The sequence below is a fragment of the Kosakonia sp. CFBP8986 genome, from assembly GCF_034044935.1.
GTDB classification, from domain to species: Bacteria; Pseudomonadota; Gammaproteobacteria; order Enterobacterales; family Enterobacteriaceae; genus Kosakonia; species Kosakonia cowanii.
The window spans coordinates 747,847-761,829 of sequence record NZ_JAXCXB010000001.1 but is presented as its reverse complement, the minus strand read 5'-3'; the positions used below and the strand labels follow the sequence as shown (position 1 = coordinate 761,829).

General features: G+C 56.3%; 15 protein-coding genes. 7 read left to right on the top strand and 8 right to left on the bottom strand.

Annotated features, from left to right (window positions below):
• Positions 1–22: 22 nt before the first annotated feature.
• The 3 genes from gsiB to gsiD are packed head-to-tail and all read left to right on the top strand — an operon-like array spanning position 23 to position 3,445.
• Complete coding sequence (gene gsiB, locus SOM48_RS03535; protein ID WP_320511447.1) at positions 23–1,561, top strand: glutathione ABC transporter substrate-binding protein GsiB; 1,539 nt, start codon at positions 23–25, stop codon at positions 1,559–1,561.
• A 49-nt stretch (positions 1,562–1,610) separates the two neighbouring features.
• Positions 1,611–2,531, top strand: coding sequence for a glutathione ABC transporter permease GsiC (gsiC, locus tag SOM48_RS03530; protein WP_042716730.1), 921 nt, complete (start codon positions 1,611–1,613; stop codon positions 2,529–2,531).
• A 2-nt stretch (positions 2,532–2,533) separates the two neighbouring features.
• Complete coding sequence (gene gsiD / locus SOM48_RS03525; RefSeq protein ID WP_034813897.1) at positions 2,534–3,445, top strand: glutathione ABC transporter permease GsiD; 912 nt, start codon at positions 2,534–2,536, stop codon at positions 3,443–3,445.
• Between the two features lie 882 nt (positions 3,446–4,327).
• On the opposite strand, the gene SOM48_RS03520 is transcribed toward gsiD, so the two are convergent.
• Positions 4,328–5,098 carry an NAD(P)H-dependent oxidoreductase gene (locus SOM48_RS03520; RefSeq protein WP_320511445.1) on the bottom strand — a complete coding sequence of 257 codons (771 nt, stop codon included), beginning with the start codon at positions 5,096–5,098 and terminating at the stop codon, positions 4,328–4,330.
• Between the two features lie 89 nt (positions 5,099–5,187).
• On the opposite strand from SOM48_RS03520, the gene SOM48_RS03515 reads away from it, so the two are divergent.
• On the top strand, positions 5,188–6,081 hold the full coding sequence (locus SOM48_RS03515; RefSeq protein WP_320511462.1) for a LysR family transcriptional regulator: 894 nt from the start codon (positions 5,188–5,190) through the stop codon (positions 6,079–6,081).
• 56 nt (positions 6,082–6,137) lie between these two features.
• Here the strand turns inward: SOM48_RS03515 and rimO are convergent, their stop codons facing one another.
• The 5 genes from rimO to SOM48_RS03490 form a co-directional block, all read right to left on the bottom strand.
• Positions 6,138–7,463, bottom strand: a complete 1,326-nt coding sequence (gene rimO / locus SOM48_RS03510; protein ID WP_042716724.1) for a 30S ribosomal protein S12 methylthiotransferase RimO — start codon at positions 7,461–7,463, stop codon at positions 6,138–6,140.
• 154 nt (positions 7,464–7,617) lie between these two features.
• Positions 7,618–8,094, bottom strand: a complete 477-nt coding sequence (locus SOM48_RS03505) for a DUF943 family protein (protein ID WP_320511444.1) — start codon at positions 8,092–8,094, stop codon at positions 7,618–7,620.
• An 82-nt stretch (positions 8,095–8,176) separates the two neighbouring features.
• A complete protein-coding gene (locus SOM48_RS03500; RefSeq protein WP_320511443.1) occupies positions 8,177–8,485 on the bottom strand; it encodes a hypothetical protein in 309 nt (102 codons plus the stop codon).
• Complete coding sequence (locus SOM48_RS03495; RefSeq protein ID WP_312478239.1) at positions 8,482–8,838, bottom strand: cupin domain-containing protein; 357 nt, start codon at positions 8,836–8,838, stop codon at positions 8,482–8,484. The genes SOM48_RS03500 and SOM48_RS03495 overlap by 4 nt, the downstream gene beginning before the upstream one ends.
• Before the next feature lie 72 nt (positions 8,839–8,910).
• Positions 8,911–9,801 (bottom strand): DMT family transporter, encoded by an 891-nt coding sequence (locus SOM48_RS03490; protein WP_320511442.1) that lies wholly within the window; start codon positions 9,799–9,801, stop codon positions 8,911–8,913.
• A gap of 102 nt (positions 9,802–9,903) precedes the next feature.
• On the opposite strand from SOM48_RS03490, the gene SOM48_RS03485 reads away from it, so the two are divergent.
• Complete coding sequence (locus SOM48_RS03485) at positions 9,904–11,238, top strand: aminotransferase-like domain-containing protein (protein WP_320511441.1); 1,335 nt, start codon at positions 9,904–9,906, stop codon at positions 11,236–11,238.
• Here the strand turns inward: SOM48_RS03485 and SOM48_RS03480 are convergent.
• Positions 11,235–11,984: a nucleotidyltransferase domain-containing protein gene (locus tag SOM48_RS03480; RefSeq protein WP_320511440.1), complete on the bottom strand. Its 750-nt coding sequence runs from the start codon at positions 11,982–11,984 to the stop codon at positions 11,235–11,237. The two genes, SOM48_RS03485 and SOM48_RS03480, sit on opposite strands and share 4 nt — an antisense overlap.
• A gap of 14 nt (positions 11,985–11,998) precedes the next feature.
• Complete coding sequence (locus SOM48_RS03475) at positions 11,999–12,748, bottom strand: DeoR/GlpR family DNA-binding transcription regulator (protein ID WP_320511439.1); 750 nt, start codon at positions 12,746–12,748, stop codon at positions 11,999–12,001.
• A 104-nt stretch (positions 12,749–12,852) separates the two neighbouring features.
• Here SOM48_RS03475 and SOM48_RS03470 point away from each other — a divergent pair, with 104 nt between their 5' ends.
• A complete protein-coding gene (locus SOM48_RS03470; protein ID WP_054804097.1) occupies positions 12,853–13,239 on the top strand; it encodes an NUDIX hydrolase in 387 nt (128 codons plus the stop codon).
• A 14-nt stretch (positions 13,240–13,253) separates the two neighbouring features.
• Entirely contained in the window at positions 13,254–13,853 is a 600-nt protein-coding gene (locus tag SOM48_RS03465) for a LysE family translocator (protein WP_320511438.1), read from the top strand.
• Positions 13,854–13,983 lie beyond the last annotated feature (130 nt).

Sequence of the window (13,983 nt, the reverse complement as noted above, 5' to 3'; positions counted from 1 at the left end):
CAGGGTTTTTCAGGAGAGCAGCATGACAGAGATCATTTCCCGACACTGGCGGGCCGTTGCAGGCGTGGTTGTCGCGCTGACCGCCCTCCCGGCATTTGCCGCGAAAGATGTGGTGGTAGCGGTTGGTTCCAACTTCACCACCCTTGATCCCTATGACGCCAACGATACGCTCTCGCAGGCGGTCGCTAAGTCCTTCTATCAGGGGCTGTTTGGCCTCGATAAAGAGATGAAGCTGGTCAATGTGCTGGCAGAGGGTTACACCGTCTCCGACGACGGACTGGTCTACACCATCAAGCTGCGCAAAGGGGTGAAGTTCCAGGATGGCACCGATTTTAACGCCGAAGCGGTGAAAGCGAACCTCGACCGCGCCAGCAACCCGGCGAACAGCCTTAAGCGCTACAACCTCTATAAAAATATTGCCAGCACCGAGGCGGTCGATGAGAGCACGGTGAAGATCACCCTCAAGCAGCCCTTCTCGGCGTTTATCAATATCCTTGCCCACCCGGCCTCGGCGATGATTTCACCGGCGGCGCTGAAAAAATATGGCAAAGAGATCGGCTTCCACCCGGTCGGCACCGGCCCCTATACGCTGGAAGCGTGGAACCAGACCGATTTTGTGAAGGTGAAAAAGTTTGCCGGCTACTGGCAGCAAGGCCTGCCGAAGCTGGACTCCATCACCTGGCGTCCGGTGGTGGATAACAACACCCGCGCCGCGATGTTGCAGACCGGCGAGGCGCAGTTCGCCTTCCCCATCCCCTATGAGCAGGCGGCGGTGCTGAAACGAAACAGTAAGCTTGAGCTGGTCACCAGCCCATCAATTATGCAGCGCTACATCAGCATGAACGTGACGCAAAAGCCGTTCGACAACCCAAAAGTGCGCGAGGCGATCAACTACGCCATTAACCGCCAGGCGCTGGTGAAAGTGGCGTTTGCCGGTTTTGCCACGCCAGCGACCGGCGTATTGCCGCCGACTATTGCCTATTCACAGAGCTATCAACCCTGGCCGTACGATCCGGCTAAAGCGCGCGAGCTGCTGAAAGAGGCGGGCTATCCGCAGGGCTTCACCACCACGCTCTGGTCTTCCCATAATCACAGCACCGCGCAGAAGGTGCTGCAATTTACCCAGCAGCAGCTGGCGCAGGTGGGGATCAAAGTGCAGGTGACGGCGATGGATGCCGGGCAGCGCGCGGCGGAAGTTGAAGCGAAAGGGCAGAAGCAGAGCGGGGTGCGTATGTTCTATACCGGCTGGACCTCTTCGACTGGCGAAGCGGACTGGGCGCTCTCGCCGCTGTTTGCGTCATGGAACTGGCCGCCGACGCAGTTCAACACCGCCTTCTACAGCAACCCGCAGGTGGATAAAGATCTGGCTAACGCGCTGAAAACCACCAGCACAGATGAAAAAGCGCGGCTCTATAAAGAGGCGCAGGATATCCTCTGGAAAGAGTCGCCGTGGGTGCCGCTGGTGGTTGAGAAGCTGGTTTCCGCTCATAACAAAAAGCTGACCGGTTTTTACATCATGCCGGATACCGGCTTTAGTTTTGATAACGCCGATTTGCAATAGATAACTCACGCCGCCTTGCAGGACAGGGGGCGGAGTGAGGGAAGATGAGATGCTGAATTATATTATTAAACGCTTGCTGGGCCTGATTCCGACGCTGCTGATTGTGGCCGTGCTGGTGTTTCTGTTTGTCCACCTGCTGCCGGGCGATCCGGCGCGCCTGATTGCCGGGCCGGAAGCGGACGCCGAGGTAATTGAACTGGTGCGTCGACAGCTCGGGCTGGATCAGCCGCTGTGGGTGCAGTTCTGGCACTACGTCACCAGCGTGTTGCAGGGGGATTTTGGTGTGTCGATGGCGTCGCGCCGCCCGGTGGTGGAAGAGATTGCCAGCCGCTTTATGCCGACCTTCCTGCTCACCCTTACCAGCATGCTGTGGGCGATGCTGTTTGGGCTGGGCGCGGGTATCGCCGCCGCCGTGTGGCGCAACCGCTGGCCCGATCATCTGGGGATGGCGGTGGCGGTGACGGGGCTTTCGTTCCCGGCCTTTGCGCTCGGCATGCTGCTGATGCAGGTCTTCTCCGTTGAGCTGGGCTGGCTGCCAACCGTCGGCGCTGAGAGCTGGCAACACTATATTCTGCCGTCGCTGACCCTTGGCGCGGCGGTGGCGGCGGTGATGGCGCGCTTTACCCGCGCCTCGTTCGTCGAGGTGCTCAATGAGGACTATATGCGCACCGCGCGGGCAAAAGGGGTCAGCGAAAAGTGGGTGATCCTCAAGCACGGCCTGCGCAATGCCATGATCCCGGTGGTGACGATGATGGGGCTGCAGTTTGGCTTCCTGCTCGGCGGATCGATTGTGGTGGAGAAGGTCTTCAACTGGCCAGGGCTTGGTCGTTTGCTGGTCGACTCGGTGGAGATGCGCGACTACCCGGTGATTCAGGCGGAAGTGCTGCTCTTCTCGCTGGAGTTTATTCTTATCAACTTAGTGGTGGATGTTCTCTACGCCGCCCTTAATCCCGCTATCAGGTACAAGTAAGGATGCGATTGTTAAACTGGCGTCGACAGGCGATTTTAAATGCCATGCCCACGGTAAAACCGGGTCATGTGCGCACTCCGTGGCATGAGTTCTGGCGGCGCTTCTGCCGCCAGCCCGTGGCCATGACCGCCGGGCTGTTTGTCCTGCTGCTGATCCTGCTGGCGGTAATTGCGCCGTGGATCGCCCCGTTTGATGCGGAGAACTACTTCGATTATGACCGGCTGAACGAGGGGCCATCGCTGGTGCACTGGTTCGGTGTCGACTCGCTCGGGCGGGATATCTTTAGCCGTGTGCTGGTGGGCGCGCAGATCTCGCTGGCAGCGGGTGTCTTCGCGGTGCTGATTGGCGCGGCGATCGGCACGGTGCTGGGGCTGCTGGCGGGCTACTACGAAGGGTGGTGGGATCGCATCATTATGCGCATCTGCGATGTGCTGTTCGCCTTTCCCGGTATTCTGCTGGCGATTGCCGTCGTTGCGGTTATGGGCAGCGGCATGGCGAATGTGATTATCGCCGTCGCGGTCTTCTCGGTGCCAGCGTTTGCCCGGCTGGTGCGCGGCAATACGCTGGTGTTGAAACAGCAAACCTTTATCGAGTCGGCACGCAGTATCGGTGCCAGCGACGCGGTGATCCTCTTCCACCATATTCTGCCGGGCACGGTCTCCTCCATTGTGGTCTATTTCACCATGCGCATTGGCACCTCGATTATCTCAGCGGCCAGCCTCTCGTTCCTTGGCCTCGGTGCTCAGCCACCGACGCCAGAGTGGGGCGCAATGCTCAACGAAGCGCGCGCGGATATGGTCATCGCCCCGCATGTGGCGCTCTTCCCGTCGCTGGCGATTTTCGTCACGGTGCTGGCGTTTAATTTGCTGGGTGACGGGCTGCGCGACGCGCTGGATCCGAAAATTAAGGGGTGAGGGGGCGGAGTTAATAAAACTAACGCGGGCACCAACTAATTGAGATGAGATTTAACTAATGTCCGCTCTGAGCGAGAAGCGGACATCGCGACTCGAACAGGATTTCTGACAAGATAAGGTATTGATGAAAAAGTATTCAATTTCCAGCGTTTGGCGAAGACAATGAAAGGTAGGCGTAATGTTCACCCCGGAGTTTATAAATGAAGAACGCGGCGAGTTTGTACTTGTGGCCAACCACAGTCTGGCATCACCGGAATCGATAAGACTCAGTATTGCATACAATATTGCCAGAATAAGCTGGGGACTATCGCAGCTTCCACCGCACATTCAAACTTGCCGGGTCGTCTATGACATCAGAGGACAATCTATCCCTGATCAGGCTCAGGCCTTGGTCAGGCAAGCGCTTGAGCAGGTAGCGATTGTGGAGTTTAGAAGCTGATGGGACTCCAATTAATTATCAAAGCAGAACGTACCAAGATAGAGAAAGCATTGGGAGCGCTGACATCAGAATGTGAAATATTTCCGGTCGGTGAAGGCCTTTTCGGTATTTCTATTTCGGAGCGAAGTCTCTTATCCGCGGGTGAAGTTGCCGTGCTAAAAAAACTCGAACCACTCACACGTTTTGACCTGTGGCACGGAGCCTGGCAAGAACCCAAGCGACGTTGGCTTTGGTGAGTTTCAGCGCTGAGCGAGGTAAGGAAGTCGCATTGCATGTCGGGCGCAGATCCCCTGTTTTCATTAGCAAAGCGGCTAAGTTCTCAATATTAAAATATGAATGTCCGCTCCTGCCACAAAGCGGACTGATTCAAGAAGTTGGAGCCATCTTTTAGTAACAAATAGCTTTACCATCCTGACACTGCTTATGTCAGTTTCAGGACGTTATTAGGTATCGGCAATATGCACTGCAAGCCCTTTCTGTCCCGGGACAAGGCGATCGGACAGCACATAACGATCCGGGTAATCTCCCGAATTTTGCGCGCGGAAGGGAATCGGAATGTCGTCAAACAGCCCTGCAAGCCGGCTGCGCCAGTTGGCTTCCGCCTCAAATAAGACGTCAGTGCCGATCCGCCCGCTACCATAAACAGCAAACGTGGGTAATACCTCCATTCCCGTGTAAAAAAGGGTTCCGTGCGTGATGGGAAAGAGTAATTGCTCCAGCGGGCCATTAATGCCCCTGTGAGAATAATCACGTTCTGGACCACCAACCGAAACTGCCAGTAGTGCACGCTTACCTCTAAAAGCACCTTCTCCATAACGATGCGCGTTGCCTTTATCCTTATACCCATAGGCCAGGCCATACGCCCACACCCGCTCTATCCAGCCTTTCATAATCGCGGGCATGCTGAACCACCAGAGCGGAAAAAGAAAGATAACCGCATCGGCGGCCTGGACCTTGCGTTGTTCTCGTTCGACATCTGCTGTCTGTTGGCCGTGTGTAAAGGCGTGTTTCGACTCTTCAATAAAGGACAGGCGTTCAGTATTGATTCGATCAGGAAAGTCTTCGCCGTCAAAGACTGCTTTCCATCCCATAGCATAAAGATCCGATTGAATAACGGTATGCCCCTGGGCCGTTAATAACTCCTGGGCCATATTGACAAGATGATGTGTTAATGACGTCTTTTCAGGCTGGGCATGGACAAGAAGAATATTCATATAAATAGTCCTTTTGAGTAAGTCCCGACACACTAGCCCCTCGTCTGATATAGTTGAAATTGATTTCTAAAATACCCGGTATTCAAATGATTAATACCCTGAGAAATATTGATTTAAATCTGCTGGTTACCCTTGATGCGCTTTTGTCAGAACATAGTGTCACGCGCGCCGCTGAACGCTTACATCTGTCGCAGCCTACAGTCAGCGTGCAACTCGCCAGACTCAGGGAGATATTTGACGATCCTTTGCTCCTGCCAGGCCCGCGTGGTATGCGGCCCACAGCGCGCGCCGACGAGCTTCGGGAACCTCTGCAGCATGCATTAGCCGCTATCCAAAAAGTGATTGCTCCTTCAAGTACCTTTAACCCAGCGCTGGCAAATCAGCACTGGAATATCGCTGCCTTTGATTATGGGGCAATGACTATCCTGGAGCCCGCCCTGGCAATGTTACGCACTGCTGCGCCAGCTACACGTATTGCAGTTGTTCACACTCTTCCTTCACAAGTAGCAAGGAAAGCGGAACAAGGAGAGATCGATCTTGCTTTTATGACAGGTGATGAAGCACCAGTAAATTTACATCGCCGCACGTTGTTCACTGAACGTTATGTGCTTGCTGGACGCGCAGGGCATCCTCATTTGCATAGCCCACTTTCGCTCGAGGAGTTCTGTCAGCTTGAGCATGCCATTGTTTCACCGGAGGGGGGCGGATTTCATGGTGTGACAGATACCGCCCTGGCCGAAAGGGGGATGACGCGCCGTGTATCACTCTCTGTGCCAAATTTCCTGCTGCTTAGTGCGGTCCTGAAGAGTACCGATCTGGTGGCTATGGTGCCGTGGCGGTTGGTGTGTGAAAACGATGCGCTGCAGATCACTGAGTCACCTGTTGAGGTTCCGGGATTTGAGATGGTTATGCTCTGGCCCGAACGTGTTCACCGTGACCCCGCTCATCAGTGGCTACGTGAGCGCATCGCCTGTTCAATATAAATAGTGGGTCATTCTTAAGCACAAAAAACCCGGCGGGCGCCGGGTTTTTTTATCGCTTAAACGCGTGTGCCCCACAGGTCATACTCGTCGGCGTTCTCTACTTTCACGCGAACTATATCGCCCGGTTTAACGTTAGTTTCACCGTTCAGGTAGACCGCGCCGTCGATTTCCGGGGCATCGGCCATACTGCGGCCAATCGCGCCTTCCTCATCCACTTCGTCGATCATCACCAGGATTTCGCGACCAATCTTCTCCTGCAAACGCTCAGCGGAGATGCGCTGTTGCAGCTGCATAAAGCGGTTCCAGCGCTCCTCTTTCACCTCTTCCGGCACCTGATCCGCCAGCTCATTGGCGGTGGCACCCTCAACCGGGCTGTATTTGAAGCAGCCGACGCGATCGAGGCGCGCTTCGGTCAGGAAGTCGAGCAGCATCTGGAAATCTTCTTCGGTCTCGCCAGGGAAGCCGACGATAAAGGTGGATCGCAGCGTCAGCTCCGGGCAGATTTCGCGCCAGCGCTTGATGCGTGCCAGCTGGCGATCGACCGCGCCAGGGCGCTTCATCAGCTTCAGAATGCGCGGGCTGGCGTGCTGTAACGGAATGTCGAGGTAGGGCAGAATTTTGCCTTCCGCCATCAGCGGGATCACGTCATCCACGTGCGGGTAGGGGTAAACGTAGTGCAGACGCGTCCAGACACCGAGTTTCGCCAGCTGTTCGCAAAGGCCAACCATGCTGGTTTTCACCGGCTCGCCGTTATGGAAGCCCATGCGGTGCTTCACATCAACGCCGTAAGCAGAAGTGTCCTGCGAAATCACCAGCAGCTCTTTAACGCCGGCATCGACCAGACGTTTTGCCTCGGAGAGCACGTCGCCAATCGGGCGGCTCACCAGATCGCCACGCATCGACGGAATGATGCAGAAAGTGCAGCGGTGGTTACAGCCTTCGGAAATTTTCAGGTAAGCGTAGTGGCGCGGCGTCAGTTTCACGCCCTGTTCCGGCACCAGACTTAAGAAGGGGTTGTGCTGCGGTTTCGGCACATAGTGATGAACATGGGCGAGAACCTGCTCATAGCTGTGCGGGCCAGTGATCTCCAGCACTTTCGGGTGCACTTCGCGGATTTGATCCTCTTTCGCGCCCAGACAGCCAGTGACAATCACTTTACCGTTTTCATTCAGCGCTTCGCCGATCGCTTCCAGCGACTCCTGCACGGCGCTGTCGATAAAACCGCAGGTATTTACGATCACCATATCGGCATCATCGTAACTCGGGACAACATCGTAACCTTCGGTACGCAGCTCCGTAAGGATGCGTTCGGAGTCGACGAGATTTTTTGGGCAGCCAAGAGAGACAAAGCCGATTTTCGGCTGCAGGTTCACATTGCTCATAGTTCAAAAAGTAATCAGTTATAGGATCTTAGGCGAGGGATTGTACAGGGCTATTGCCAGGAATTATAGAGGGAAATACCCGCTTGTTTACTCTGTAAATGATCTTACGCCCGCTTCGCTGCAGTACGCTTGACGGGGCTCGGATGGGGATAAGTTATTCCTTACGCAAAGACGTTTTCCCGTCAGGTGTTTGAATATACACTTCATCACCAACATCGATGAATATTTTATTTTTACTATCTCCTGAAATTGCAAAGAGTGTATTTTTCTTTATGCACCGTTTAGCCGTTTTGATTTCGTCATTGCAAATATAATCATCTTCGCTTTCGCCGGTTATGAAATTAGCATGAGGTAATTCAACGTAACCCTCGCCAAAATCCATCACTGGAACTCTGAAGAATCCGCTCTGCGGAACTACCTTATATTTTTCTTTGAGATCAGTTTGATTCTCTCTCCACCACTCCAGCCTGGATTTTGCTGTGATTGGTGGGTTTTTAATAAATACAGTGCCATTGAATACAGCCATGATTTGGCTGTTGTTAGAGGACGTATTTGAGCGGAATATAACGAACGTAAGAATAATAATTAGCCCGACGGTTAATATGTATTTGATATTTTTCGGTTCAAGCATCGTTATTATTCCTGGTGGTCACTTACTCTTCAGTTCCGTATCATGTTTATACCTTAACTTGAAAAAAGAGTAACCCAAACACTCAATTATTTAGAATCTCCTGCACCCAGTCATCCCAGCATGCACAGCCAAGGTCTGAGACCACCGCGTTTTCATTGGTCACCAGCCACCACTTTTTAACGGTGGCATACTCCTCAGAAGTGAGCGCAAAGGGGCGCCAGGTGCCCATCCGGCAATCCTGGTCGCAGGGATCGCAGCCTTGTAAAAAGAACGCATTCAGAAAGGCCTGCGGGGGAAAGTAACCGCTGCCGTCAATAATGCTGAAAATGCCATACGGCACGTGGATGTTTGCGGTAAGAATACGTATTGCTTCCGCGCTCTGGTTTATCATTGGCTCTTTTCCTGCTCCGCGACATCGGTGCGGTCACCGCGCGGGGTCGGGTGAGAGAAGACAATAAACTCAACCGCCGCATCAGAATCATTTCGCGCCTGATGTTTCGCTAATGGCGGGATCTCAATCCCTTGTTGGGCAGCAATGTGCTGCTTTTCACCTTCCAGTTCCATTGTCAGCACGCCGCTGAGCACAAAGAAAAATTGCCGCGAGACGGAGTGATAATGGCGCTGCTCCTGCGTTCCGGCGGGCATTTTCTCATGAATGATCATCATCTCTGGCCGCTTCACCAGGTACCAGCCGTCGCACCCCTCGCCCCAGTTATAGTGCTCGGCATTCTCTTTTGAAATCATTTACTTCTCCTCGTGTATACCTCTTTCCCTACCGTTATACCCATCATCGACGCCCGGCATAAGCTGCCTGAATTAGCGGGCGCACTTTCGCGAGCCAATTACGCAGAGGATAACCCCCAGCGTCACCAGTAACATTAGCGGGCTGACACGCTCGTTGAGCAGCAGGGCGGAGAGGGCAAGACCGAAAAAGGGCTGCAACAGCTGTAGCTGGCCGACGGCGGCAATCCCGCCGCGGGCGAGGCCGTTGTACCAGAAGATGAAGCCGATCAGCATGCTGAAGAGCGAGACGTAGCCCAGTGCGCACCAGGCTTGCGCGCTGATATCAACAAGCGTTGCGGGTTGCGTCAGCCAGGCGGCGGGCAGCATCACCGGAAGCGACAGGATCAGCGCCCAGCAGATCACCTGCCAGCCACCAAGCGTGCGGGTTAAGGCTGCTCCTTCGGCATAGCCCAGCCCGCACACTACCACTGCTGCCAGCATCAGCAGATCGCCGGTCAGCGAAACGGCATGACTCTGCGCCAGCGCGAAGGCCACCACCAGCAGGCTGCCAAGCAGTGAGAAGAGCCAGAAGGCGCGCTTTGGCCGCTCGCCGCCGCGCAGCACCGCAAAAATCGCCGTGCAGAGCGGCAGAAGGCCGAGAAAGAGAATCGAGTGGGCGGAAGTGACATGCTGTAACGCCAGCGCCGTCAGAAGCGGAAAACCAATCACCACGCCGCAGGCGACGATCAGCAGGGGGAAAAGCTGCGCGCGCTGCGGGCGTGGTTCGCGCAAAACACAAACAAGGAGAACCGCCAGCAACCCGGCGAGCGAGGCGCGCAGAAAGGTGAGGAAAAAGGGCGACATCTCCAGCACGGCGATGCGCGTGGCGGGTAACGAGCCGCTGAAAATCACTACCCCCAGCAGGCCGTTGAGCCAGCCTGCCAACGCAGAGTGCGCCGGTTTGTTTAGCACGGAATTTGCCATCTTGACCTCGTTATCACTAATTAGTGGGAGCTTGAGCATTGATGGGCTGAATGGTAGGTTGAGGCACTTACGACAATCAAATTATTGTCATGGATACATTCGATGAAAGCGCGCTACAAACAGCTGGTTGATCGCTTCGCTGTGCAGATCCGTACCGGCGAGCTGCCGCCCGGCACGCGTTTACCGACGCACCGCTGCCTCGCCGGGCAGGAACATATTTCGCTGGCGACCGCCACCCGCGTCTATCGTGAGCTGGAAGCGATGGGGCTGGTCAGCGGTGAAACCGGCCGCGGCACCTTTGTCAGAGAGATTGCCCTTCCTCCCGGTCACGGCATCGATCAGCTTGCCGTCGCCAGCGACGTGCTGGATCTCAACTTCAACTACCCGTCGGTGAGCGGGCAGGGCGAGTTGCTGCGCGAGGCCCTCAAACGCACGGCAGTGGAGGGCAATATTGAGGCGCATCTGCGTTATCAGCCTCATGGCGGGCGGATCACCGAACGAGAGGTCTTCGCCGCGCACTTCACGCAGGGCGCGTTTCGCCCGATGGCTGAAAATCTACTGCTGGTGAATGGCGCGCAGCACGGCTTGACCATTACGGTTATGGGGCTGCTTAAACCGGGCGATGTGGTGGCGGTGGACGCGCTGACCTATCCCGGTTTTAAGGCGCTGGCCGCGCTTTATCATCTGGAGTTGGTGGCAATTCCGGCAGCGCAGGATGGCCCGGATCTGGTCGCATTGCACCAACTCTGCCAGCAGCGGCGTATTCGCGCGGTGTATACCATGCCGACAATGCATAACCCGCTGGGCTGGGTGATGAACAGCCCGTCGCGCAAAACGCTGGCCGCTATCACCCGTGCTCACGATCTGTTGATCATTGAAGATGCCGCCTACGCCTGGCTGGCTCGCCGCGCGCCGCCGCCGCTCGCCTGTTTTGCGCCGGAAAGGACGGTTTATGTCAGCGGATTTTCAAAAAATGTAGCGACCGGCCTGCGGGTCGGAGCGGTGATCTGCCCGCCTGAACTGCGGCCTGCGCTGGAGCGTGCCATCCGCGCTACGACGTGGAATGCGCCGTCGCTCATGACCTCACTGGTCAGCCACTGGATAGAGGAGGGGACGGTGGCCGATCTCGAAAAACGTAAGCGGGAAGATGCCCGGCTGCGCCAGCGCATGCTGCAAGAAACGCTGGCCGGTCTGCCGTGCGTAACCCACCCCGACTCTTACTTTGCCTGGCTGCCGCTCTCTGAGGAGTCGCGCGCCGATCGGATAGCCAGGCAGTTGATGGATAGCAATATCTCTCTCTCAACTGCGGAACCCTTCTGCACGGCGCAATCGACGCCGCAGGCGCTGCGCGTTGCCCTTGGCTCGGTCGCTATCGACACCCTGCGCGGAGCGCTGCTGACCATCCGCGAAGCGATAGAGTATGAAGCGAGCCGCTAGCGGCGACTCTCCTCCAGCCAGCGCATCAGCGCGTTAGTCTTGGCGGTGAAGTGCGCCGTGTCATCCTCTGGCGTATGGCACTGTTGCAGCAGCCAGCCAATGGCCTGCTGCTGCTGCGGAGAGCGCTGTATAACCCGGCTGGCGTACTCCTCCAGCGTCTCGGGCCAGTCGTTATCCTCTGCGCGGCGTAACAGATTGGTTGCGCGCAGCAGTTTACGCGCCGCCGCCCGCTGAAGCAGCCGTGCATCGCTCGCCTCTGCCAGCTGCTGAAGGTAGCCTTGCAGGACGGGAATGAAATCACCGTTTACCGCTACGGCAATCTCGCGCGAGGGGGTAAAACGCGAAAAACGGCTCGCGAGATCCTCGCCCGCCACGCAGCGGCAGTGGTGCTTAAGCCAGTAACCCCAGCTGAACTGATTTTCCGGGGCCAGCGCCTCTGCCAGCGTGCCGCAGTCAAAATCGACTTTGCTGATAACCGGATGCAATGCCTGCGCGCGAGCGGCTATCTCCCGGAGACCATCATGTTCCGCCGCGTTCAGCGCGCGCCGGGTAATCAGGCAGACGTCGAGATCCGAGACCCCTGCCACCGCCGCACCTTTCGCCACGCTGCCGTAGAGGTAAATGCTGTGCACGAGGGCGTCGAACCGGGCGTGGAGCAGGCCGATCACCTCATCGACCACCGGGCGAAACGCCGGTTGCAGCGGGGTGTCGGGTAAACAGGTGATAAAGCCGTCGGCATCAACCATCGAAAGCGCCTCCGCTACAGCACGCTGATCTGCAACTGCTGGAACAGGGCGCTCATCTTCTCATCGAGCGGCTCATCGACCAGCAGCGTGCTGGCGAGCGTCAGGTCGCCGATGCCAAAGGCCGAAGCAGAGTTGATCTTCTCCGGCGACGCCAGCACCACGGTTTCCGCCGCGCGCTCCGAAAGTGCGCGCTTCACGCAGGCCTCTTCATAGTTGCCGGTGGTAAAGCCTGCCTGCTCATGCACACCGGTGACGCCCATAAAAAAGAGGTCAGCATTGATGCGGCGAATGGACTCAATCATCGATGCGCCCACGGTGACCATCGAGTGTTTATATAACTGCCCGCCGATAACGATCACGTCCACATTTGGCAGGTTAATCAATCCGGCGGCAATGGTCGGGCTATGGGTGACCACGGTAAAGGCCAAATCCGGTGGCAGCAGGGTGACCATCTCTTCCGAGGTGGTACCGCCGTCGATGATGACGATATTGCCCGGCTGAATAAGATTGACTGCTTTCTGCGCGATGACGCGTTTTGCATGAATGTTCACGCTTTTGCGTGCTTCAAATGGCGCAATCGCTGCCGACACCGCCAGCGCGCCGCCGTGCACGCGTTGCAGCAAGCCATCTGCCGCTAACTCCCGTAAATCCCGGCGAATAGAGTCTTCAGAGATAGCAAAGTGCTGGCTTAATTCACGGGACAATACCTGCTTATCACGCGCCAGCATCTCAAGTATCTTCTGCTTACGTTGACTGGATAACACGTTTTCCCCTTACACGATTGATCTTGATATTGCACGATTATGCATGTTAGCGTGCCGGTTGTCAGCCTGACGATCCTAATTTTACGCAGTTTACAGGGGAAACCATGCACGCCATGCTTATTTTAATTGCCGGACCCGTACGCAGCGGCACCAACGGTGATGACGCGTTAATCAAACAGAATCTGGATGCCATGACGCGAGTTGCCGCGAAGGTGTTCGAAAAAGGCCATACGCCGGTGATTGGCGAATGGCTGGCGATGCCGCTGGCGGAAGCTGCAGGGTCGAAGAAGATTGGCGATGAGATTAGCCAGACCTTTTTGTACCCCGTCGCCCATCGCCTGATTCAACACTGCGATGCCATTTTACGCCTGCCCGGCGACTCAGCGGGTGCCGATAACGATGTGCGCATCGGGCGCGAGCGGGGTCTTACCATTTACAGCGCCGTAGATGAGATCCCTGCTGGCGAAACGCGGGAGTCATCTCCGGCTTAACGAAACGGGATGTAATGGAAATCAACATCATGGGGTTTATCCCCGTGCTTTTACCCGTCGCGCTCTCTCCGGGCGCGAGTTTTACGCTGGCGATGAACAGCGCGCTGGCCGGCGGGCGGGGTGGGTTGCTACGCACGCTGGCGGGCACCGCGCTCGGCATCTACACCCATGCGCTGCTGATTGGCCTTGGGGTGACGGCGATCCTTGTCTCCTCTCCCGCGCTGTTTAACGTCCTGAAATATGCGGGGGCAGCGTATCTGATGTGGCTTGGCGTGCAACTAATCCGCAGCGGGTTAAAGACGAGTGAGATGACGCTACGCGCGGACGGACCGACGGTGACGCTGAAAGAGGCGTGGCTGGCAAACGTGCTCAACCCGAAAGCGATCGTTTTTTATCTCACCGTGGTGTCACAATTTGCCGGCAGCCGCGGCGATGTCAGCCACTATCTGCTGCTGGCCACCGTGCATGTGCTGGTGATGGGCGCATGGCTGATTGCGTTGAGCAACGTGCTGGTCTTCTCGGCGAAAAAAGCCAATCCGGCACGGCTCAAAAAAGGGGTAAATGTGGTGGGCGGTGCGCTGTTACTCATCTTCTCCGCCCTTTCGCTGCACTGAACGTAGAGCTTCTGTTCAAAATGCGCCGCGGCAAGGCAGATTTTGGTAGGGTGCAAAGCGGCCTCGCAGCCTTATTGGCGCGTCGCTTTCCGGTATGATGGCAGAGATTTTTACCTCGCCTGCAGGAGAG

Bases quoted from the DNA above. Each gene is read 5' to 3' on its own strand.
- gsiB (WP_320511447.1), top strand. From the start codon at position 23: ATGACAGAGATCATTTCCCGACACTGGCGGGCCGTTGCAGGCGTGGTT.
- gsiC (WP_042716730.1), top strand. From the start codon at position 1,611: ATGCTGAATTATATTATTAAACGCTTGCTGGGCCTGATTCCGACGCTG.
- gsiD (WP_034813897.1), top strand. From the start codon at position 2,534: ATGCGATTGTTAAACTGGCGTCGACAGGCGATTTTAAATGCCATGCCC.
- SOM48_RS03520 (WP_320511445.1), bottom strand. From the start codon at position 5,098: ATGAATATTCTTCTTGTCCATGCCCAGCCTGAAAAGACGTCATTAACA.
- rimO (WP_042716724.1), bottom strand. From the start codon at position 7,463: ATGAGCAATGTGAACCTGCAGCCGAAAATCGGCTTTGTCTCTCTTGGC.
- SOM48_RS03505 (WP_320511444.1), bottom strand. From the start codon at position 8,094: ATGCTTGAACCGAAAAATATCAAATACATATTAACCGTCGGGCTAATT.
- SOM48_RS03500 (WP_320511443.1), bottom strand. From the start codon at position 8,485: ATGATAAACCAGAGCGCGGAAGCAATACGTATTCTTACCGCAAACATC.
- SOM48_RS03495 (WP_312478239.1), bottom strand. From the start codon at position 8,838: ATGATTTCAAAAGAGAATGCCGAGCACTATAACTGGGGCGAGGGGTGC.
- SOM48_RS03490 (WP_320511442.1), bottom strand. From the start codon at position 9,801: ATGGCAAATTCCGTGCTAAACAAACCGGCGCACTCTGCGTTGGCAGGC.
- SOM48_RS03485 (WP_320511441.1), top strand. From the start codon at position 9,904: ATGAAAGCGCGCTACAAACAGCTGGTTGATCGCTTCGCTGTGCAGATC.
- SOM48_RS03480 (WP_320511440.1), bottom strand. From the start codon at position 11,984: ATGGTTGATGCCGACGGCTTTATCACCTGTTTACCCGACACCCCGCTG.
- SOM48_RS03470 (WP_054804097.1), top strand. From the start codon at position 12,853: ATGCACGCCATGCTTATTTTAATTGCCGGACCCGTACGCAGCGGCACC.
- SOM48_RS03465 (WP_320511438.1), top strand. From the start codon at position 13,254: ATGGAAATCAACATCATGGGGTTTATCCCCGTGCTTTTACCCGTCGCG.